The organism is Enterobacter sp. Taxon_2, from assembly GCF_058355295.1.
Genome location: NZ_CM178024.1, coordinates 3,285,506 through 3,305,246, shown reverse-complemented (window position 1 = coordinate 3,305,246; position 19,741 = coordinate 3,285,506). Strand labels below are relative to the sequence as shown.

Below are 19,741 nucleotides of genomic sequence, written 5' to 3'. Positions count from 1 at the left end.
AACGTCTATGATAACGGGTTAACAGGAGAAGGACGAGATGGTTTATGCCATCAGGCTGTGCACCGCGAGGTTAATGGCACCGCCGCCGACAATCAGCCAGATGAAGAGCACCAGCGCCATCAGCAGCGGTTTGGCACCGGCTTTTTTCAGCGCGCTGACGTGTGTGGTGACACCCAGCGCCGCCATGGCCATCGCCAGCAGTACCGTATCCAGCGTTACCAGCATATCGACAACGGCTTTCGGTAGCAGGTGGAAGGAGTTGAAAATCGCCACCACGATAAACAGGATCGCAAACCACGGAACGGTGATTTTGCTCTTCTGGTTACTGTCTGCCGGTGCCAGCTGCTTAACCCGAGCGGCCAGGAAAATCAGGAACGGGGCCAGCATCATCACGCGCAGCATTTTGGCAATCACCGCTGCGTTTTCGGCGTCCGGGTTAATGGCGTGTCCTGCCGCGACCACCTGGGCCACTTCGTGCATGGTCGAACCGATATAGATGCCGTAGGTTTCCGGGCTAAACCAGTGGGCAACCAGCGGATACATGGCCGGGTAGAGGAAAATCGCCAGCGTACCGAAGATCACCACCGTCGCTACCGCCACGGTCACCTTGCTGGCTTCGGCTTTAACGACGGGCTCTGTTGCCAGCACCGCCGCGGCTCCACAGATACTGCTCCCCGCACCGATCAGCCAGCTGGTTTGCTTATCCAGGCCAAAGACTTTCTGGCCGATAAAGCAGGCCAGCAAAAAGGTGCTGGTCAGGGTCAGGACGTCGATGGCGATTCCGCTCACGCCCACATCCGCAATCTGCGAAAAGGTGAGACGGAAGCCGTAAAGGATGATCCCGAGACGCAGCAGGTGCTGTTTGGCAAAGATCACGCCGCCGTCGCAGGATTTCCAGATATGTGGGTAAACGGTATTTCCCACGACCATGCCCAGCAAAATGGCCAGCGTTAACGCGCTAAAACCTGCGCCTGCGATAGCCGGGATGCTGCCGCCCCATAGCGCGACGGCGGTCACTGCGGCGCTGAGCGCAAGACCCGGCACGAAGTGCCACACTGTACGATGATGTTGTAAGGTGATTTCTGACATAACCTTCTCCTTTGTCTGGCTAAAGGTTACGGCGCTCTGGCTTAAAAATAAAATTGATTATATACTTATAATCAATCTATATAAGTGGTAAGCAACCATGCACATTACATTGCGTCAGCTGGAAGTGTTTGCCGAGGTGCTGAAAAGCGGCTCGACGACCCAGGCGTCACAAATGCTGGCGCTCTCGCAGTCTGCGGTCAGCGCGGCATTGACCGATCTTGAAGGACAACTGGGCGTTCAGCTTTTCGACAGGGTAGGGAAGCGGCTTGTGGTGAACGAGCACGGCCGTCTTCTTTATCCGCGCGCGCTGGCGCTGCTGGAGCAGGCTATCGAAATCGAGCAGCTGTTCCGCGAAGACAACGGTGCGATCCGCGTCTATGCCAGCAGCACCATCGGGAACTACATCCTGCCGGAAGTGATTGCCCGCTACCGCCGGGATTTCCCGACTCTGCCGCTGGAGATGAGCGTGGGCAATAGCCAGGACGTCATCAACGCGGTGATCGATTTCCGCGTGGATATTGGTCTCATCGAAGGACCCTGCCATAACGTCGATATCATTGCCGAGCCCTGGCTGGAAGATGAGCTGGTGGTGTTTGCGTCCCCGGCCTCGTCGTTATTGCAGGGCGAGGTGACGCTGGAGCGCCTGGCGCAGGCGCAGTGGATCCTGCGTGAACAGGGCTCCGGCACGCGTGAAATTGTCGATTATCTGCTGCTTTCCCATCTGCCGCATTTCCAGTTAGGGATGGAGCTAGGGAACTCTGAGGCCATCAAGCACGCGGTGCGTCATGGCCTGGGGATCAGCTGTCTTTCCCGGCGCGTCATTGCCGAACAGCTTGAAACGGGGTCGCTGGTTGAAATCCCGGTTCCATTGCCGAAGCTGGTGCGCACGCTGTGGTGCATTCATCATCGTCAGAAACACCTTTCCAGCTCGCTGCAGCGTTTTCTGCGCTACTGCGAGATGTAATCTTCCCCTCATCCTGACCCTCTCCCCAAAGGGGAGAGGGAAAAATTATGCTTTACTTATAATCCTGGCCGAGTCATGAAGCTCTCTTATAACTGAGTATTTCTGCCGGAAGGAACGCGGATCGTCTGCTACAATCGCGCCTCATTTATTAAATGGACAGCATTTTCATATGGTTTCAGAAATTAAAACCACAGAAGCGCCCACGCTACGTCGTGAACTCAAGGCGCGTCACCTGACGATGATCGCCATTGGAGGCTCAATCGGTACAGGTCTTTTCGTTGCCTCTGGCGCAACGATTTCGGCAGCCGGCCCGGGTGGGGCACTTTTCTCTTATATCCTGATTGGCCTGATGGTGTACTTCCTGATGACCAGTCTCGGCGAACTGGCCGCGTACATGCCGGTATCCGGTTCGTTTTCGACCTACGGTCAAAAATACGTTGAAGAAGGCTTTGGCTTCGCGCTGGGCTGGAACTACTGGTACAACTGGGCGGTCACTATCGCCGTTGACCTTGTCGCCGCGCAGCTGGTGATGAACTGGTGGTTCCCCGATACGCCGGGCTGGATCTGGAGCGCCCTGTTCCTGGCCGTCATCTTCCTGCTGAACTACATCTCCGTGCGCGGTTTCGGCGAAGCGGAATACTGGTTCTCTTTGATCAAAGTGGCAACCGTCATCATCTTTATCGTCGTCGGTGTGGCGATGATCGTTGGTATTTTCAAAGGCGCAGAACCTGCGGGCTGGAGTAACTGGACAACAGGCGATGCGCCGTTTGCCGGTGGACTGTCGGCGATGATTGGCGTGGCGATGATTGTCGGCTTCTCCTTCCAGGGGACCGAGCTGATTGGTATCGCCGCCGGTGAGTCAGAGAACCCGGAGAAGAATATTCCGCGCGCGGTTCGTCAGGTCTTCTGGCGTATCCTGCTGTTCTATGTGTTCGCGATCCTGATTATCAGCCTGATTATTCCGTACACCGATCCAAGCCTGCTGCGTAATGACGTTAAAGACATTAGCGTTAGCCCGTTCACGCTGGTCTTCCAGCATGCCGGTCTGCTTTCTGCCGCAGCAGTGATGAACGCCGTTATCCTGACCGCTGTACTGTCAGCCGGTAACTCCGGGATGTACGCGTCCACCCGTATGCTCTACACGCTGGCATGCGACGGTAAAGCACCGCGTATTTTCGCGAAGCTGTCCCGTGGCGGCGTACCGCGTAACGCGCTGTACGCCACTACGGTGATCGCCGGTCTGTGCTTCCTGACCTCTATGTTTGGCAACCAGACGGTGTACCTGTGGCTGCTTAACACCTCCGGGATGACGGGCTTTATTGCCTGGCTGGGGATTGCCATTAGCCACTATCGTTTCCGCCGTGGCTACGTCAAACAGGGTTATGACGTTAACCAGCTGCCGTATCGCTCCGGCTTCTTCCCGCTGGGTCCCATTTTCGCCTTCATTCTGTGCCTGATCATTACGCTGGGACAGAACTATGAAGCGTTCCTGGCGGACACCATTGACTGGGGCGCCGTCACGGCAACCTACATTGGCATTCCGCTGTTCCTCGTCATCTGGTTTGGTTACAAGCTGACGAAAGGAACACACTTCGTTCGCTACAGTGAAATGGAATTCCCGGAACGATTTAAACAATAACCGCACTTCCTCTCTATTAGCCCGCTCGTTTGAGCGGGCTTTTTTATTCCCGCCCCCTGAAACAAAGATATATTTCTTAACAATTTAATTGATAATAATTATCGTTTGCTTTATCGTTATCAAAAATAAGCGTGTCACCGACCCACCGGAGATGTGGGCGGCCAGGAAGACGCTGTGAGCAATGATGATTTGATTGAGTTGTATTTACCTCATGGAGATATGGAATGTTTAGGTTGAATCCCTTCGTCAGGGGAGGACTTTGCGCGTCCGCAATGTCCCTGGCCCTGCCAGTTATCGCAGCGGAATCCGACGACACAATGGTTGTCACGGCCTCCGCGACCGAGCAAAACCTGAAAGACGCACCGGCAAGCATCAGCGTCATCACCCAGGAAGATTTGCAGCGCAAACCCGTTCAGAATCTGAAAGATGTGTTACGGGATGTGCCGGGCGTGCAGCTCACGAGCGAAGGGGACAACCGTAAAGGGGTAAGTATTCGCGGACTGGACAGCAGCTATACGCTGATCCTGATCGACGGCAAGCGCGTCAATTCCCGTAACGCGGTGTTCCGCCATAATGATTTCGACCTCAACTGGGTGCCGGTTGACGCCATCGAACGCATCGAAGTGGTGCGCGGACCGATGTCTTCTCTTTACGGCTCCGATGCGCTGGGCGGCGTGGTAAACATTATCACCAAAAAAATCGGCCAGAAATGGACGGGTACCCTGAGCGCCGATTCCACAATTCAGGAACATCGCGACCGTGGAGACACCTACAACGGTCAATTCTATACCAGCGGTCCGCTGGTGGACGGTCTGCTGGGGCTGAAAGCCTACGGTAGCCTCGCAAAGCGTGAGAAAGACGGGCAGCAGAAGTCCTCTACCACGGCGAGCGGTGAAACGCCGCGCATTGAGGGCTTTACCAGCCGCGATGCGAATGTGGAGTTCGCCTGGACGCCGTCTGAAAATCATGACTTTACGGCGGGCTACGGTTTCGATCGTCAGGATCGTGACTCGGATTCCCTCGACAAAAACCGCCTTGAGCGTCAGAACTACTCGCTCAGCCACAACGGCCGCTGGGGCGTCGGCAACAGCGAGCTGAAGGTGTACGGCGAGAAGGTGGATAACAAAAACCCGGGCAACAGCAATACGATCACCTCCGAGAGCAACGCGGTGGACGGGAAATACGTGCTGCCGCTGGGCGACATCAACCAGCTGATGACCTTCGGCGGCGAATGGCGTCACGATAAGCTGAAGGATCCGGTCAACCTGACGGGCGGTTCAAGCAGCAGTACGTCGACAAGCCAGTATGCCCTGTTCCTTGAAGATGAGTGGCGTATCTTTGAACCTCTGGCGCTGACCACCGGCATCCGTATGGATGACCATGATACCTACGGCGACCACTGGAGCCCGCGCGCCTATCTGGTCTACAACGCGACCGATACCGTAACGGTGAAAGGGGGCTGGGCGACCGCATTTAAAGCGCCGTCACTGCTGCAGCTGAGCCCGGACTGGGTCACCGGCTCGTGCCGCGGTGCCTGTGAGATTGTCGGTAACCCGGATCTGAAACCAGAGACCAGCGAGAGCTTCGAGTTCGGTCTGTACTACAGCGGGGAAGAGGGCTGGTTAGAGGGCGTGCAGGCCAGCGTGACCACCTTCCAGAATAATGTCGATGACCGCATCAGCATCAGCCGTACGGCCAATGCGAAGCAGGCGCAGAGCTACCCTAACTACGTTGGCCTGAATGCGGACGGTGAACCGATATTCCGCTACTACAACGTCAACAAGGCGCGCATCCGCGGGGTGGAGACCGAGCTGAAATTCCCGCTGGCGGAAGACTGGAAAGTGACCCTTAACTACACGTACAACGACGGTCGTGATATTAGCAACGGCGGCAACAAGCCGCTGTCCGATCTACCGTTCCACACCGCCAACGGTACAGTTGACTGGAAGGCGACGCAGGACTGGTCGTTCTATGTTCAGGGCAACTACACCGGTGAAAAACGTGCGCTGACCAGCAGTGCTCCAACGCCGGGTGGCTATGTCATCTGGAATACCGGCGCCGCGTGGCAGGCGACGAAAAGCGTGAAGCTGCGTGCGGGCGTGCAGAACCTGCTGGACAAAGATCTGAGCCGCGACGATTACAGCTACACGGAAGATGGCCGTCGCTACTTTGTCGGTGTGGATTATAAGTTCTGATGTAACCATGTGCCGGGTGGCGGCTGCGCCTTACCCGGCCTACATAAGGGCACATGTCCGTAGGCCCGGTAAGCGAAGCGCCACCGGGCAAAACAGGCAGCGCTTATGCAAATAAATGCTCCGCATGGAAGCGGAGATGATCCTCAATAAAGGACGCAATGAAGTAATAGCTGTGATCGTATCCCGGCTGAATGCGCAGCGTCAGCGGCCAGTCCTTCTGGCGCGCGGCTTCGGCAAACACCGCAGGCTGCAGCTGTCCGGCGAGGAACTGATCCGCATCACCCTGATCGATAAGCATCGGGATCGCCTTTGCTGAGCTGCTGGCCAGCATTAGCGCACAGCTGTCCCATTCCTGCCAATTCGCTTCATCTTCCCCCAGATAGTTCGCGAAGGCTTTCTGCCCCCAAGGCACCTGCGTTGGGTTCACAATGGGCGCAAATGCCGACACGCTGACGTATTTCCCCGGATTTTTCAGCGCTATGATGAGCGCGCCGTGTCCGCCCATGGAGTGGCCGCTGATCGCGCAGCGCTCGCCGACCGCAAACTGCGACTGCACCAGAGCAGGAAGTTCATCGCGAAGGTAATCATACATGCGGTAGTGGCGCGCCCAGGGCTGCTCGGTCGCATTGAGATAAAACCCAGCGCCTTTGCCCAGGTCGTATCCGGCATCGTCGGCCACATCATCGCCACGCGGGCTGGTGTCTGGCATCACCAGCGCAATGCCCAGCTCGGCGGCAATACGCTGCGCGCCCGCTTTGGTGGTGAAGTTTTCGTCATTGCAGGTCAGACCTGACAGCCAGAACAGAACCGGCGGATTTTCCGTCGGGGGCAGGAAAATGCTGAACGTCATCGCACAGTTCAGGACGGTGGAGTCATGCCGCCAGCGCTGCTGTCGACCTTCAAAACAACGGTGCTCTTCGAGCAGTTCCATGCAGGGCTCCTTAATGAGAATGCGTATTCATAAAAACCATAATACAGCCTTTTCATTGACCTGTGAGTAACTTTCACTTTCGCCAGAGGGCGAGATGCTGCATCATAAATTTACTTTTCTTTAACATTTGGAGCGGTCATGGCGCTGCGTATTGCGCTCAGTGGGTTTGTCGTGCTGGTGGTGGCGATGGGGATAGGGCGCTTTGCCTTCACGCCCCAGGTGCCACTGATGATTGCTGCCGGGCAGCTTACGCTGACCAGCGCGGGTCTGGTGGCGGCGATGAATTACCTGGGCTATCTGGTGGGCGCATGGGATGCCATGCGTGCGCACCGCTTTGTGGAAACGCGCCTCTGGCTTGGCATCACCGGCGCGGTGGCGCTGACGCTGCTCTCCGCGGCGGCGGATAACGCCGTCGTGCACGGCCTGCTGCGTTTTGTCATCGGCTGCATGAGCGGCTGGTCGATGGTACTCATTGCCGCCTGGACTAACGAACGGCTGGGGCAGCTCGGTAAACCGGGCCTGAGCGCTGCGGTGTTTGCCGGACCGGGGGCGGGCATCGCCCTGAGCGGGCTGCTCGCCGTCTATATCCAGGCGAAATCCCTGTCGGCCGGGGCGGCATGGCAAATCTACGGCGTGCTGGCGCTGGTACTGATTGCACTGGTGGCGCGCTACCTGCCGCGATCCGGGCAGCTCCATCGACCCGGCACCGCGCCGGAGCCGCTGCTGCTGACGGCGGATTTAAAGCGCCTGGTCTGGAGCTACAGCCTGGCCGGGTTTGGCTATATCCTCCCGGCGACTTTCCTGTCGCAAATGGCGGCGGTGCGTTTTCCCGGCAGCCTGTTTGCCCAGTTTGTCTGGCCGATTTTTGGTCTCGCCGCCGTGGTGGGGATTGCGCTCAGTATTCTTTTACGCCACACCTCAACGGCTAACCGCAGGCTGGCTATCGTGCTGTGGTTACAGGGGGCGGGCGTGCTGGCGGCCTGGCTGCTGCCGGGGATTGGCGGTTTGCTGACGGGCGGGCTGCTGGTGGGAGGCGGCTTTTTGTGTGCCGTGCAGCTTTCTCTTTTATACGGTCGCGAGCTGGCGCCAAACCACACCCGCTATATGGCCGGCCTGCTCACCACCGGGTATGCGATAGGGCAATTGATTGGCCCGATGACCTCGGCGTTATCAACCTGGCTTACCCACCGACTGGAGCCTGCGCTGGGGCTGGCGGGCGTGGCGCTGTTCGTCGGCGGAGCCCTGGTCTGGAATCGTCACGCTGAAAGGCAACAGCAATTGCAATAATTATCGTCGTGAATACTGGATTATGTGCGCCGCCTCACGCACAATGAGCGCATACTTTTGCCACAACGAGGGCAAAAGACGCCACACCTGCAGGAGAACAAAATGTCATCACTCAGTAAAGAAGCTGCCCTGGTCCACGAAGCCCTGGTTGCGCGCGGTCTTGAAACGCCACTGCGTCCGCCCGTACAGGATTTGGACAATGAAACCCGCAAGCGTCTGATTGCCGGTCATATGACCGATATCATGGAGCTGCTGAATCTCGATCTGAGTGACGACAGTCTGATGGAGACGCCGCACCGCATCGCGAAAATGTACGTCGACGAAATTTTCTCGGGTCTGGATTACGCCAACTTCCCGAAAATCACCGTCATTGAAAACAAGATGAAAGTGGATGAGATGGTGACGGTCCGCGATATCACGCTGACCAGCACCTGCGAACACCATTTCGTGACCATCGACGGTAAAGCGACTGTGGCGTATATCCCCAAAGATACGGTGATTGGCCTGTCGAAGATCAACCGCATCGTGCAGTTCTTTGCTCAGCGTCCGCAGGTGCAGGAGCGCCTGACCCAGCAGATCCTGACCGCGCTGCAAACGCTGCTGGGCACCAATAACGTGGCCGTCTCTATCGATGCGGTTCACTACTGCGTGAAAGCGCGTGGCGTGCGCGATGCCACCAGTGCGACCACCACTACCTCGCTGGGCGGTCTGTTTAAATCGAGCCAGAATACCCGCCAGGAGTTCCTGCGCGCCGTACGTCACCACAACTAAGTCTTACAGGGCAGGGACCATGGAGCGAAACGTCACGCTCGATTTTGTTCGCGGCGTCGCCATTCTCGGTATCCTGCTGCTTAATATCACCGCCTTCGGTTTGCCGAAGGCGGCTTATCTCAATCCTGCCTGGTATGGCGACATCACGCGCAGTGATGCCTGGACGTGGGCGATCCTCGACCTCTTCGCGCAGGTCAAATTCCTCACGCTCTTTGCCTTGCTGTTTGGCGCAGGCCTGCAGCTTCTCCTCAAACGCGGTACGCGCTGGATCCAGTCGCGCCTGACGCTGCTGGTTATCCTCGGCTTTATTCACGGCCTGTTCTTCTGGGACGGCGATATTCTTCTCGCGTATGGGTTAGTCGGGCTCATCTGCTGGCGTCTGATTCGCGATGCGCACAGCGTTAAAAGCCTGTTTAACACCGGCGTGATGCTCTATGTCATGGGGCTTGCCGTATTGCTGCTGCTGGGGATGATCTCCGGCGAGGCGACTAACCGTGCCTGGATCCCGGATGCCGCTAACCTGCAGTACGAGCAGTTCTGGAAGCTGAAAGGCGGTACGGAAGCGATAAGCAACCGCGCGGATATGCTGGGGGACAACCTCCTTGCGCTGGGGGCGCAATACGGCTGGCAGCTGGCGGGCATGATGCTGATGGGCGCGTCACTGATGCGCACCGGCTGGCTGAAAGGCGAATTCAGCCTGCGTCACTATCGGCGAACGGGTGTGGGGCTGGTGCTGCTCGGCGTGCTGATTAACCTCCCGGCGGTCATTACGCAGTGGCACATCCACTGGGATTACCGCTGGTGCGCGTTCCTGCTCCAGGTGCCGCGCGAACTGAGCGCACCGTTCCAGACCATCGGCTACGCGGCGCTGATCTATGGCTTCTGGCCAACGCTTTCCCGCCTGTGGATCGTCAGCGCTATCGCCTGCGTGGGCCGTATGGCGTTGAGCAACTACCTCCTGCAAACGCTTCTCTGCACCACGCTTTTCTATCGCTTTGGCCTGTTTATGAAATTCGACCGCCTCACGCTGCTGGCGTTTGTTATCCCGGTCTGGGTGGTTAACCTGGCGTTTTCTGTTCTCTGGCTACGTTATTTCCGCCAGGGACCGCTGGAGTGGGTGTGGCGTCAGTTAACCGCACATGCTTCAGGGGTATCATTGAAAAACACATCCAGATAACGATCTGGATCACAATCATTAACAAAACGGATGTAAGCGTTTTCATGAGTGTGAGCTTCTTCACGTAGTCCCCTTTCTCTCGCTGCCAAAATAGCCACCTTGCTAAACACAGGGGGTGTCTGTGAGTTGCTGCAATCCTTTGAAGGATGGTGAATATGATCACCATTCGTGACGTCGCCCGTCAGGCGGGCGTTTCTGTGGCCACCGTCTCGCGCGTGCTGAACAACAGCGCGCTGGTCAGCCCTGAAACCCGTGAAACCGTAATGAAAGCCGTGACCCAGCTCGGGTACCGGCCAAATGCCAATGCGCAGGCGCTTGCGACGCAGGTCAGCGACACCATCGGCGTGGTGGTGATGGATGTATCAGATGCCTTTTTCGGCGCGCTGGTGAAAGCGGTCGACGTGGTCGCCCAGCAGCATCAGAAATACGTCCTGATCGGCAATAGCTATCATGAGGCGGAAAAAGAGCGCCATGCCATCGAAGTGCTGATTCGCCAGCGCTGTAATGCCTTGATTGTCCACTCAAAAGCCTTGAGCGATGAAGAGCTAACCGGCTTTATGGATCAGATCCCGGGCATGGTGCTGATTAACCGTATCGTCCCCGGCTATGCCCATCGCTGCGTCGGGCTGGATAACGTCAGCGGCGCCATGATGGCCACGAAAATGCTCATTAACAACGGGCATCAGCGGATTGGCTATCTGGCCTCCAGCCATCAGATTGAAGATGACGACCTGCGGCGCGAGGGGTGGCAAAACGCCCTGAAAGAGCACGGCATTACGCCTTCCGAAAGCTGGGTGGGGACCGGCACGCCGGACATGCAGGGCGGTGAAGCGGCGATGGTGGAACTGCTGGGCCGCAACCTGCAGCTGTCTGCGGTGTTTGCCTATAACGACAGCATGGCGGCAGGGGCCCTGACGGCGCTGAAAGACAACGGCATTGCGGTGCCACAGCATTTATCACTCATTGGCTTTGATGATATTCCGATTGCCCGTTACACCGACCCGCAGCTGACAACGGTGCGCTACCCCATTGCCTCTATGGCGAAACTGGCGACTGAGCTGGCGTTACAGGGGGCGGCAGGGCTGCTGGATCCGGGCGCAACGCACTGTTTCATGCCGACTTTAGTGCGTCGCCACTCCGTCGCGGCCAGGCAAACTGTGGTTCCGATCACTAACTGATTACATGAGGTGATGTAACCGTTTTCAATATGTGAGTAAATTCACAGTATCTTAACAAGGCGCTGACTATGATGTCAGCGTTTTAGGAGCTGAAACGCTATGTAACGGTGATTATTCACTTTCACTATAGCCAACGTGCCGCAAACAACGAATAAAACGCATTTCTGGAGCGTTACCGAACACGGAAGATAGAAATTTTATAAGTGAACTTCGGCTGTCAGTAACGTTTTATTAACACCTGCCCGCCGATCGTTATTCACAAGAACTACCCTGCATAAAAAAACCGGAGATACCATGAATAAGAAGGTGTTGACCCTGTCTGCTGTAATGGCAAGCATGCTTTTTGGTGCAGCAGCGCACGCTGCGGATACCCGTATTGGTGTGACCATCTATAAATACGACGACAACTTCATGTCTGTTGTGCGTAAAGCGATTGAGAAAGATGCGAAAGCAGCGCCAGACGTTCAGCTGCTGATGAACGACTCCCAGAATGACCAGTCCAAACAGAACGACCAGATCGACGTTCTGCTGGCGAAAGGCGTGAAAGCCCTGGCCATCAACCTGGTTGACCCGGCTGCAGCAGGCACGGTTATTGAAAAAGCGCGCGGCCAGAACGTGCCGATCGTCTTCTTCAACAAAGAACCTTCCCGTAAGGCGCTGGATAGCTACGATAAAGCGTATTACGTCGGTACCGACTCCAAAGAGTCCGGTATTATTCAGGGCGATCTGATCGCCAAACACTGGGCGGCGAACCCGAACTGGGACCTGAACAAAGACGGTCAGATTCAGTTCGTGTTGCTGAAAGGCGAACCTGGCCACCCGGATGCTGAAGCGCGTACCACCTACGTTATCAAAGAGCTGAACGACAAGGGCCTGAAAACCCAGCAGCTGGCGTTAGATACCGCGATGTGGGATACCGCTCAGGCGAAAGATAAGATGGACGCGTGGCTGTCCGGCCCTAACGCGAACAAAATCGAAGTGGTTATCGCCAACAACGATGCGATGGCAATGGGTGCGGTAGAAGCGCTGAAAGCGCACAACAAATCGTCCATCCCGGTATTCGGTGTGGATGCGCTGCCAGAAGCGCTGGCGCTGGTTAAATCCGGTGCGATGGCCGGTACCGTGCTGAACGATGCCAACAACCAGGCGAAAGCGACCTTCGATCTGGCGAAAAACCTGGCCGATGGCAAAGGCGCGGCAGATGGCACCAACTGGAAAATTGAAAACAAAATCGTTCGCGTACCTTACGTGGGCGTAGACCAGTCCAACCTGGCTGAGTTTATCGGTAAATAAGTTAGCGGTACTGTCTCCACTGGGCGCAATTCGTTGCGCCCTTTTATAACGCGATATGCGAGGCCAACAAGGTATAATTATGGTCAGCACAACTACTCAGTCATCCGGTGAATACCTGTTGGAAATGAGCGGTATCAACAAGTCATTTCCCGGCGTTAAGGCACTCGATAATGTTAATTTAAAAGTTCGTCCTCACTCTATTCACGCTTTAATGGGTGAGAACGGTGCGGGTAAATCAACATTATTAAAATGTCTTTTTGGGATCTATCAAAAAGATTCTGGCAGCATTCTTTTTCAGGGGAAAGAGATCGATTTCCATTCAGCGAAAGAAGCACTGGAAAACGGTATCTCGATGGTTCACCAGGAATTAAACCTGGTGCTGCAGCGTTCAGTCATGGATAACATGTGGTTGGGGCGTTATCCCACCAAAGGTGTCTTTGTCGATCAGGACAAAATGTATCGTGACACCAAAGCGATTTTCGACGAGCTGGATATTGATATCGATCCGCGCGCCCGCGTGGGAACATTATCCGTCTCCCAGATGCAGATGATCGAAATCGCCAAAGCGTTCTCCTATGACGCGAAAATCGTCATCATGGACGAACCGACATCGTCATTAACGGAAAAAGAGGTTAATCACCTTTTTACCATTATTCGCAAGCTGAAAGAGCGCGGCTGCGGCATTGTGTATATCTCCCACAAAATGGAAGAGATCTTCCAGCTGTGCGATGAGATCACCATCCTGCGCGACGGCCAGTGGATTGCCACGCAGCCGCTGGAAGGGCTGGACATGGACAAGATCATCGCCATGATGGTCGGCCGCTCCCTGAACCAGCGCTTCCCGGACAAAGAAAACAAGCCGGGTGAAGTGATTCTGGAAGTGCGCAATCTGACCTCATTGCGTCAGCCGTCTATCCGCGATGTCTCCTTCGACCTGCACAAGGGAGAGATCCTGGGGATTGCCGGGCTGGTGGGGGCAAAGCGTACCGATATCGTGGAAACCCTGTTTGGCATTCGTGAGAAAGCCGAAGGCACCATTACGCTGCACGGTAAGAAAATCAATAACCACAACGCCAACGAAGCCATTAATAATGGTTTTGCGCTGGTGACGGAAGAGCGTCGTTCGACCGGTATTTATGCCTATCTGGATATTAACTTTAACTCGTTAATTTCTAACATTCGCAATTACAAAAACAAAGTCGGGCTGCTGGATAACTCCCGCATGAAGAGCGATACCCAATGGGTGATTGACTCCATGCGCGTGAAAACGCCAGGCCACCGCACCCAGATTGGTTCGCTGTCAGGCGGTAACCAGCAAAAAGTCATTATCGGCCGCTGGTTATTAACCCAGCCAGAAATTCTGATGCTGGATGAACCGACCCGCGGTATTGACGTCGGCGCGAAGTTTGAAATTTATCAGCTGATTGCCGAGCTGGCGAAAAAGAATAAAGGGATCATTATTATTTCTTCCGAAATGCCGGAATTGTTAGGGATCACAGACCGTATTCTGGTTATGAGCAATGGTCTCGTCGCCGGTATTGTTGACACCAAAACGACAACGCAAAACGAAATTTTGCGTCTTGCGTCTTTGCACCTTTAAGATCAGGGGCTCCTCATGAGTGCGTTAAATAAAAAAAGTTTTCTCACTTACCTGAAAGAAGGCGGTATTTACGTTGTTCTTTTAGTACTGCTGGCTATCATTATTTTCCAGGACCCTACGTTCTTAAGCCTGCTGAACCTGAGTAACATTCTGACCCAGTCCTCCGTGCGTATTATCATTGCGCTGGGCGTAGCGGGCCTGATCGTGACCCAGGGGACGGACCTTTCTGCCGGTCGTCAGGTGGGTCTGGCGGCGGTTATCGCGGCAACCCTGCTGCAGTCGATGGAAAACGCCAACAAGGTCTTCCCGGAAATGGCCACTATGCCGATTTTCGTGGTGATCCTGATTGTCTGCGCCATCGGTGCGGTGATTGGTCTGATCAACGGTATTATCATCGCCTACCTGAACGTGACGCCATTTATCACCACCCTGGGTACGATGATCATCGTTTACGGTATCAACTCCCTGTATTACGACTTTGTCGGTGCTTCACCCATCTCGGGCTTTGACAGCGGCTTCTCGACCTTTACGCAAGGGTTTATTGCGCTGGGCAGCTTCCGCCTGTCGTATATCACCTTCTATGCGCTGATTGCGGTCGCCTTCGTCTGGATCCTGTGGAACAAAACGCGCTTTGGCAAAAACATCTTCGCCATCGGCGGTAACCCGGAAGCGGCGAAAGTGTCCGGCGTAAACGTTGCCCTGAACCTGCTCATCATCTACGCACTGTCAGGCGTGTTCTATGCCTTCGGCGGGATGCTGGAAGCGGGCCGTATCGGCTCTGCAACCAACAACCTTGGCTTCATGTACGAGCTGGATGCGATTGCAGCCTGCGTGGTGGGCGGCGTCTCCTTCAGCGGCGGTGTGGGTACCGTACTCGGCGTGGTGACCGGTGTGATCATCTTCACCGTCATCAACTACGGGTTGACCTATATCGGCGTGAACCCGTACTGGCAGTACATCATCAAAGGCGCCATCATTATCTTCGCGGTTGCGCTGGATTCACTGAAGTACGCGCGTAAGAAATAATCGTCTCTCGCGATACCCGGCCCGCTCACCGAGCGGGCTTTTTTTATGCCTTATGCCAGCTGTGACTCCTCTCGGGTCACAATGCGTTCAAACCAGTCGAGTTCAGAAAGCTTGCAGGCGATCCACTGTTCGGAAAAGGCGTCGCCCAGGCTGTCGGTGAGGTACTGACAGCGGGCAAAGGTCTCAATCGCCTCCTGCTGAAACAGCGGCAGTTCAGGTTGATCGTGCTGCGGTTCGGGCAACTCCTCCTCGTCGATATTTTCCAGCCCGTACAGCATGCCGGTCAGGATAGTAGCAGCCACCAGATACGGATTGGCGTCAGCCCCGGCCAGCCGGTACTCGATACGACGGTTGTGGTCATCCGAGCAGGGAATACGCAAGGCGGCGGAGCGGGTGTTATAGCCCCAGGAGTTAAATACGGGTTCCGTCAGGTTTTTACGCAGGCGACGAAACGCGTTGACGCCCGGCGCAAGAATGGCGATAGAGGCGGGCATCAGCGCCAGTTGGCCCGCGATGCACAAACGCACCATGCTGTTCAGCGCGTTAACCGGGGAAGCAAAGACGTTTTCGCCGCGGCTGTCGTTGAGGCTGAAATGGAAGTGCAAGCCGCTGCCGGAAAGTTCGCTGAAGGGCTTGGCCATAAAGTTGGCCTGCAGGCCGTGCTTTTCGGCAACGTATCGGGTCAGGCGACGCAGCGCCAGCACGTTATCGCAGACTTCAACGACGCGATGGCTGTGCTTCAGGTTTAATTCGTACTGACCGGACTCGGCTTCCGCTACGACCCCTGACAGCGGGATGTGCTGCAGGTGCGCCAGCTGTTCCAGCTCGTCAAACAGCGCGGCATGCGCTGACGAGGCATCCATATGAAAACAGCCCTGATTTTGCGGATCCCGATCGTCATGTCCCGTCAGATAGAACTCGATTTCCGGGGCAATCACCGGGAAAAGGCCGTGCCGGTGGAAGCGGGCCAGCACGTTCTGCAGTATCACGCGCGGCTCAAGCGGGCAGGGGCTATCGTCGCTGTCTTTCATCGTCAGCAGGATCTGCGCGTTGTGCTGCGGATCCTGCGGACAGGGACGCAAAGAGCCGGCGACCGGAACGCACAGCCGGTCCGGTTCATCATAAAGCGGGGCGGCGATTTTTCCTTTCTGATCCATCGAGTAGACCGAAAGGGGAAAGTAACAGCCTTTTTCCAGACTCAGCATGCTCTCCACCGACAGACGCTTGCCACGCATCGTGCCGTTGATATCGTTCAGGTAAACGTCTACATGTTTCGTCTGCGGGTAACGTTCCAGGTAATCGGCTACTTCCACTGAAATGTTGTGCTGCAGGGCGTCAATTTTTTCATCAAGCCAGAGACCGGAATTGAGTGCGCCAGGAAGTGATAAACCGGGAAGGTTAAAATACGGACGGAGACTTTTGAGGAAAAACGCATTCATTATCGAGTTCATAGTCATTCTTCAATGAAGCCGTAGCGGCAGTGAACTCAGCTTAAAAGAGCCGACGTAAAGGGGAGATAAAAAGCGTCAGACCCGGCGTAAAGAAAGTATAAAGGCGGTGCTGTTATTTCTCTTTTTTCTGCATATCGAGCAGCTGCTCGGGCGTGACGGCCGGGTAACCCTGCGCGTCTTCCGGCACTTCATGCATCGCCGGAATCGGCACCAGCGGGCCTAAAAAGCGCGGTTCGCGCTTAAAGATATACAGATCGGCCAGGGCACCAAAGCGGGCACCGAACTCGCGGACGCGCACGCTCAGCATATCTTTTGGCGACGGCACTGCATAGCACTGTGCCTGAATGCCCATATGCAGCGCGATAAACAGCGCGCGCTCGCAGTGGAAACGCTGGGTGATGATGATGAAGTCGTTGGTGTCGAAGACTTTGCGCGTGCGCACGATGGAGTCCAGGGTGCGGAACCCGGCGTAGTCGAGCACGATATCGGCAGGATCCACGCCCGCGGCAATCAGGTCCTTACGCATCGTCACCGGTTCATTGTAGCTTTGCAGCGCATTATCGCCGCTCAGCAGCAGGTAGTTCACCTTGCCGCTGTTGTAGGCGTTCAGCGCGCCCTGAATGCGGTAACGGTAATACTGGTTGATGACGCCGGTGCGGTAATACTTGGCGGTGCCGAGCACCACGCCAACCTGACGATAGGGCAGGTCCTGCAGGTCGTCAAAGATGTAGGGGGCGGTTTTCCAGCTCATCCAGCGGTCGAGACCGAGCACGATCAACAGCAGTATGCCGACCAGGACAGACAGGCTGTAAAAAACGCGCTTTAACATGCAGATGGCTCGTGCGTGGATGAAATTTAACTCAGGCTACTTTACCCGCCTGGTTAGCGCAAGAAACAGCGACTCAACTGAGGGGTTTTTCAGCAAACTGGCGGGCATTTCTGCCCGCCGGAAGGATTACGCCAGCAGTACGCGGTCAATTGTCGTACAGCCTAATGCTTTGAGCGTTGCGGCGGTGGCATCCCACTGAATCAGCGGCGCATCGGCAATCTCGGCCAGAATGGCGCGCTGAATGTCCGGATAGTCATAGCCGTTCAGGCTCAGCAGGTTAAGTGCGCCCTGCAGCGGCGGCAGCGTTGGGTTAAACGCTGCGTTTTCCGCATAGCTGCCGGTGAAGATTCGGCCATCGCGGCACTGCAGCGCCACGCCGCTCGGGGACTTGCTGTACGGCGTGTGGCTCTTGTTGGCGGCGGTAATCGCCGCCTGGCTCAGATCATCGCCGGACAGGGCGAAACCGTGGTTCTGCTCGTCCATCAGCAGGGTTTTGATCTCCAGATCTTTCGGGCCAAACGCGTCAGGCAGATAATCCGCCAGCGTGTGCGGCGCGCGGCCTGGCAGGTTGATGCGCAGCTGCAGCCCGCTGTTCAGCTCGTTCATGAACTGACGGCAGTGGCCGCAGGGGGTGTAGTTAACGGTAATGGCGCTCAGGGCTTTTTCACCGCGCAGCCAGGCGTGGCTGATGGCGCTCTGCTCGGCGTGAACGGTCTGCTGCATGGTTGCGCCCAGGAACTCCATGTTGCCGCCGAAGTACCAGGTGCCGCTGACGCCGCGCGCAATGGCCCCGACGTTGAAGTGGGAGAGATCGGCCCGCGCGCAGGCAGCAGCCAGAGGAAGCAGTGCGAAAGCCAGCGCGTCTTCATCCAGTCCCGTTGCCTGTTTCAGCATCGTGACCTGCTCCGCGGTCAGCAGGGCGGGGAAGTGTGCATCTGCCAGAACGGGAGCAAGGGCTGACTGCAAATTCTCAGCAAGCTGGGCGAAAGCAGCTTGAAAACGTGGGTGCATGGCGTTTGCCTCATAAAGGTTAATGGATCGGTAGTTTACGGAGCCGTCAGGGCTTTATATGTGATCCACATCTCATTATGTATGCAACTTATGAAATCAAAATAAAATTTGCGCGACGCATCGCAAATTTTAGCCCATCACCGCCAGAATAAGCGGGAAAATGAACGGGGCCAGCAGGGAGGTGATAATCCCGCAGATCACCAGCGCCAGGGAGCTAAACGCTCCTTCCTGATAATCCAGCTCCGCGCAGCGGGCCGTGCCCAGGGCGTGGGAGGCGGTGCCCATCGAGAGCCCCCGTGCCGCTTTAGTATGAATACGCATCGCGTTCAGCAGGGTGTGGCCAAACACCGCGCCGAGAATACCGACGAAAATGACGCACATCGCGCTGATGGCCGGAATACCGCCGAGGCTGCCCCCAACCGCCATCGCGATAGGCGTGGTCACCGATTTAGGCAGAATAGAGGCGGCAATTTGCGGCGAGGCCCCCATCAACAGCGCCACCGACGTACCGGTGATCATCGCCACCAGGCTGCCGACAAAACAGATGGTAATGATGGATTTCCAGCGGGCGCGGATCTGGTGCAGCTGCTCGTATAAAGGAAAGGCGAGCGCAACGACAGCGGGCTGCAGCAGGTCGTTTAAAATTTTGCTGCCGGCAAAGTAGCGTTCGTAAGGAATACCGGTGAGCAGCAGGAACGGGATAATCACCACCATTGCCACCAGCAGCGGGTTCAGCAACGGCATTTTGAAACGTGCGGCAAGCTTGCGCGCGGCGAAGAACACTGCCAGGGTGAGCGGCAGGGACCACCAGATATTGGCCATCATTTTTTTGTTTTCTCCCCAATCACGTTACGTTCGCCATGCACCAGATGTGAACTCCAGCTCACCACCAGGAAAACCACCAGCGTACTGACCGCGCAGGAGACCACGATCGGGCCGAACTGGGCCTTGAGCAAATCAAAATACTGCATGACCCCAACGCCGATAGGCACGAAAAGCAGCGCCATATAGCGAATGAGGACGAAGCAGCCGGGGTTGACCCATTTTGCAGGCAGGATTTGCAGCGCCAGCAAAACGAAGAGGATCAGCATGCCGATAATGCTGCCGGGGATGGTGATGGGCAGCAGCGACGCGATGAAAATCCCGGCATACAGACAGGCGTAAATCAGGACGAATGCGCGCAGATATTGCCAGATAATGTTCAATGATTTGCTCATGGTGATAGTCCTTGCTGAAACGCATTCATCATACAATTAAACCTAAAAATGTGCCATGGATCACATCATGAATTTTGAGCATA

The 19,741-nt window shown here is 56.0% G+C and carries 17 protein-coding genes; 10 read left to right on the top strand and 7 right to left on the bottom strand.

Translation table 11 applies throughout. The annotated features are described in order from the left end of the window. Positions 1–42: 42 nt before the first annotated feature. Complete coding sequence (locus tag AC4IC4_RS15710) at positions 43–1,089, bottom strand: YeiH family protein (RefSeq protein WP_032646563.1); 1,047 nt, start codon at positions 1,087–1,089, stop codon at positions 43–45. 97 nt (positions 1,090–1,186) lie between these two features. Between AC4IC4_RS15710 and yieE the strand changes: the two genes are divergently transcribed. The 3 genes from yieE to cirA all read left to right on the top strand — a co-directional run bounded on the left by yieE (position 1,187) and on the right by cirA (position 5,887). Then, positions 1,187–2,053 (top strand): DNA-binding transcriptional regulator YeiE, encoded by an 867-nt coding sequence (gene yieE / locus AC4IC4_RS15705; RefSeq protein ID WP_024908171.1) that lies wholly within the window; start codon positions 1,187–1,189, stop codon positions 2,051–2,053. A gap of 169 nt (positions 2,054–2,222) precedes the next feature. After that, on the top strand, positions 2,223–3,692 hold the full coding sequence (locus AC4IC4_RS15700) for an amino acid permease (RefSeq protein WP_104950506.1): 1,470 nt from the start codon (positions 2,223–2,225) through the stop codon (positions 3,690–3,692). 224 nt (positions 3,693–3,916) lie between these two features. Beyond that, the gene (gene cirA, locus AC4IC4_RS15695) at positions 3,917–5,887 is read left to right on the top strand and encodes a catecholate siderophore receptor CirA (RefSeq protein WP_491471485.1); all 1,971 of its coding nucleotides are present in this window, start codon (positions 3,917–3,919) and stop codon (positions 5,885–5,887) included. A 103-nt stretch (positions 5,888–5,990) separates the two neighbouring features. Here cirA and fghA read toward each other — a convergent pair whose 3' ends face one another. Continuing rightward, the gene (gene fghA / locus AC4IC4_RS15690; protein WP_491471484.1) at positions 5,991–6,818 is read right to left on the bottom strand and encodes an S-formylglutathione hydrolase; all 828 of its coding nucleotides are present in this window, start codon (positions 6,816–6,818) and stop codon (positions 5,991–5,993) included. 138 nt (positions 6,819–6,956) lie between these two features. Between fghA and AC4IC4_RS15685 the strand changes: the two genes are divergently transcribed. The 7 genes from AC4IC4_RS15685 (at position 6,957) to mglC (ending at position 15,150) form a co-directional block, all read left to right on the top strand. Then, complete coding sequence (locus AC4IC4_RS15685; RefSeq protein ID WP_024908167.1) at positions 6,957–8,105, top strand: YbfB/YjiJ family MFS transporter; 1,149 nt, start codon at positions 6,957–6,959, stop codon at positions 8,103–8,105. A 102-nt stretch (positions 8,106–8,207) separates the two neighbouring features. After that, entirely contained in the window at positions 8,208–8,876 is a 669-nt protein-coding gene (gene folE, locus AC4IC4_RS15680) for a GTP cyclohydrolase I FolE (RefSeq protein WP_008500927.1), read from the top strand. Between the two features lie 19 nt (positions 8,877–8,895). Next, a complete protein-coding gene (gene yeiB / locus AC4IC4_RS15675) occupies positions 8,896–10,053 on the top strand; it encodes a DUF418 domain-containing protein YeiB (RefSeq protein WP_048992530.1) in 1,158 nt (385 codons plus the stop codon). Positions 10,054–10,208: 155 nt separating this feature from the next. After that, positions 10,209–11,231 carry an HTH-type transcriptional regulator GalS gene (gene galS, locus AC4IC4_RS15670; protein ID WP_248165239.1) on the top strand — a complete coding sequence of 341 codons (1,023 nt, stop codon included), beginning with the start codon at positions 10,209–10,211 and terminating at the stop codon, positions 11,229–11,231. A 294-nt stretch (positions 11,232–11,525) separates the two neighbouring features. After that, positions 11,526–12,524: a galactose/glucose ABC transporter substrate-binding protein MglB gene (gene mglB, locus AC4IC4_RS15665; protein ID WP_024908164.1), complete on the top strand. Its 999-nt coding sequence runs from the start codon at positions 11,526–11,528 to the stop codon at positions 12,522–12,524. Between the two features lie 79 nt (positions 12,525–12,603). Beyond that, positions 12,604–14,124: a galactose/methyl galactoside ABC transporter ATP-binding protein MglA gene (gene mglA, locus AC4IC4_RS15660; RefSeq protein ID WP_032646557.1), complete on the top strand. Its 1,521-nt coding sequence runs from the start codon at positions 12,604–12,606 to the stop codon at positions 14,122–14,124. 15 nt (positions 14,125–14,139) lie between these two features. Continuing rightward, positions 14,140–15,150 carry a galactose/methyl galactoside ABC transporter permease MglC gene (mglC, locus tag AC4IC4_RS15655; protein WP_008500921.1) on the top strand — a complete coding sequence of 337 codons (1,011 nt, stop codon included), beginning with the start codon at positions 14,140–14,142 and terminating at the stop codon, positions 15,148–15,150. A 50-nt stretch (positions 15,151–15,200) separates the two neighbouring features. Here mglC and AC4IC4_RS15650 read toward each other — a convergent pair whose 3' ends face one another. The 5 genes from AC4IC4_RS15650 to AC4IC4_RS15630 all read right to left on the bottom strand — a co-directional run bounded on the left by AC4IC4_RS15650 (position 15,201) and on the right by AC4IC4_RS15630 (position 19,658). Further along, entirely contained in the window at positions 15,201–16,589 is a 1,389-nt protein-coding gene (locus AC4IC4_RS15650) for a glutamine synthetase family protein (protein ID WP_491472835.1), read from the bottom strand. 124 nt (positions 16,590–16,713) lie between these two features. After that, on the bottom strand, positions 16,714–17,430 hold the full coding sequence (gene sanA / locus AC4IC4_RS15645) for an outer membrane permeability protein SanA (RefSeq protein WP_008500918.1): 717 nt from the start codon (positions 17,428–17,430) through the stop codon (positions 16,714–16,716). A 126-nt stretch (positions 17,431–17,556) separates the two neighbouring features. Then, positions 17,557–18,441 carry a cytidine deaminase gene (gene cdd, locus AC4IC4_RS15640; protein ID WP_023616716.1) on the bottom strand — a complete coding sequence of 295 codons (885 nt, stop codon included), beginning with the start codon at positions 18,439–18,441 and terminating at the stop codon, positions 17,557–17,559. Between the two features lie 129 nt (positions 18,442–18,570). Further along, entirely contained in the window at positions 18,571–19,266 is a 696-nt protein-coding gene (locus AC4IC4_RS15635; RefSeq protein WP_024908161.1) for a CidB/LrgB family autolysis modulator, read from the bottom strand. Then, positions 19,263–19,658, bottom strand: a complete 396-nt coding sequence (locus AC4IC4_RS15630; protein WP_014884558.1) for a CidA/LrgA family protein — start codon at positions 19,656–19,658, stop codon at positions 19,263–19,265. The genes AC4IC4_RS15635 and AC4IC4_RS15630 overlap by 4 nt, the downstream gene beginning before the upstream one ends. Positions 19,659–19,741 lie beyond the last annotated feature (83 nt).

Bases quoted from the DNA above. Each gene is read 5' to 3' on its own strand.
- mglB (WP_024908164.1), top strand. From the start codon at position 11,526: ATGAATAAGAAGGTGTTGACCCTGTCTGCTGTAATGGCAAGCATGCTT.
- cdd (WP_023616716.1), bottom strand. From the start codon at position 18,441: ATGCACCCACGTTTTCAAGCTGCTTTCGCCCAGCTTGCTGAGAATTTG.
- galS (WP_248165239.1), top strand. From the start codon at position 10,209: ATGATCACCATTCGTGACGTCGCCCGTCAGGCGGGCGTTTCTGTGGCC.
- AC4IC4_RS15685 (WP_024908167.1), top strand. From the start codon at position 6,957: ATGGCGCTGCGTATTGCGCTCAGTGGGTTTGTCGTGCTGGTGGTGGCG.
- yieE (WP_024908171.1), top strand. From the start codon at position 1,187: ATGCACATTACATTGCGTCAGCTGGAAGTGTTTGCCGAGGTGCTGAAA.
- mglA (WP_032646557.1), top strand. From the start codon at position 12,604: ATGGTCAGCACAACTACTCAGTCATCCGGTGAATACCTGTTGGAAATG.
- AC4IC4_RS15635 (WP_024908161.1), bottom strand. From the start codon at position 19,266: ATGATGGCCAATATCTGGTGGTCCCTGCCGCTCACCCTGGCAGTGTTC.
- AC4IC4_RS15630 (WP_014884558.1), bottom strand. From the start codon at position 19,658: ATGAGCAAATCATTGAACATTATCTGGCAATATCTGCGCGCATTCGTC.
- mglC (WP_008500921.1), top strand. From the start codon at position 14,140: ATGAGTGCGTTAAATAAAAAAAGTTTTCTCACTTACCTGAAAGAAGGC.
- sanA (WP_008500918.1), bottom strand. From the start codon at position 17,430: ATGTTAAAGCGCGTTTTTTACAGCCTGTCTGTCCTGGTCGGCATACTG.
- folE (WP_008500927.1), top strand. From the start codon at position 8,208: ATGTCATCACTCAGTAAAGAAGCTGCCCTGGTCCACGAAGCCCTGGTT.
- AC4IC4_RS15650 (WP_491472835.1), bottom strand. From the start codon at position 16,589: ATGAATGCGTTTTTCCTCAAAAGTCTCCGTCCGTATTTTAACCTTCCC.
- cirA (WP_491471485.1), top strand. From the start codon at position 3,917: ATGTTTAGGTTGAATCCCTTCGTCAGGGGAGGACTTTGCGCGTCCGCA.
- yeiB (WP_048992530.1), top strand. From the start codon at position 8,896: ATGGAGCGAAACGTCACGCTCGATTTTGTTCGCGGCGTCGCCATTCTC.
- fghA (WP_491471484.1), bottom strand. From the start codon at position 6,818: ATGGAACTGCTCGAAGAGCACCGTTGTTTTGAAGGTCGACAGCAGCGC.
- AC4IC4_RS15710 (WP_032646563.1), bottom strand. From the start codon at position 1,089: ATGTCAGAAATCACCTTACAACATCATCGTACAGTGTGGCACTTCGTG.
- AC4IC4_RS15700 (WP_104950506.1), top strand. From the start codon at position 2,223: ATGGTTTCAGAAATTAAAACCACAGAAGCGCCCACGCTACGTCGTGAA.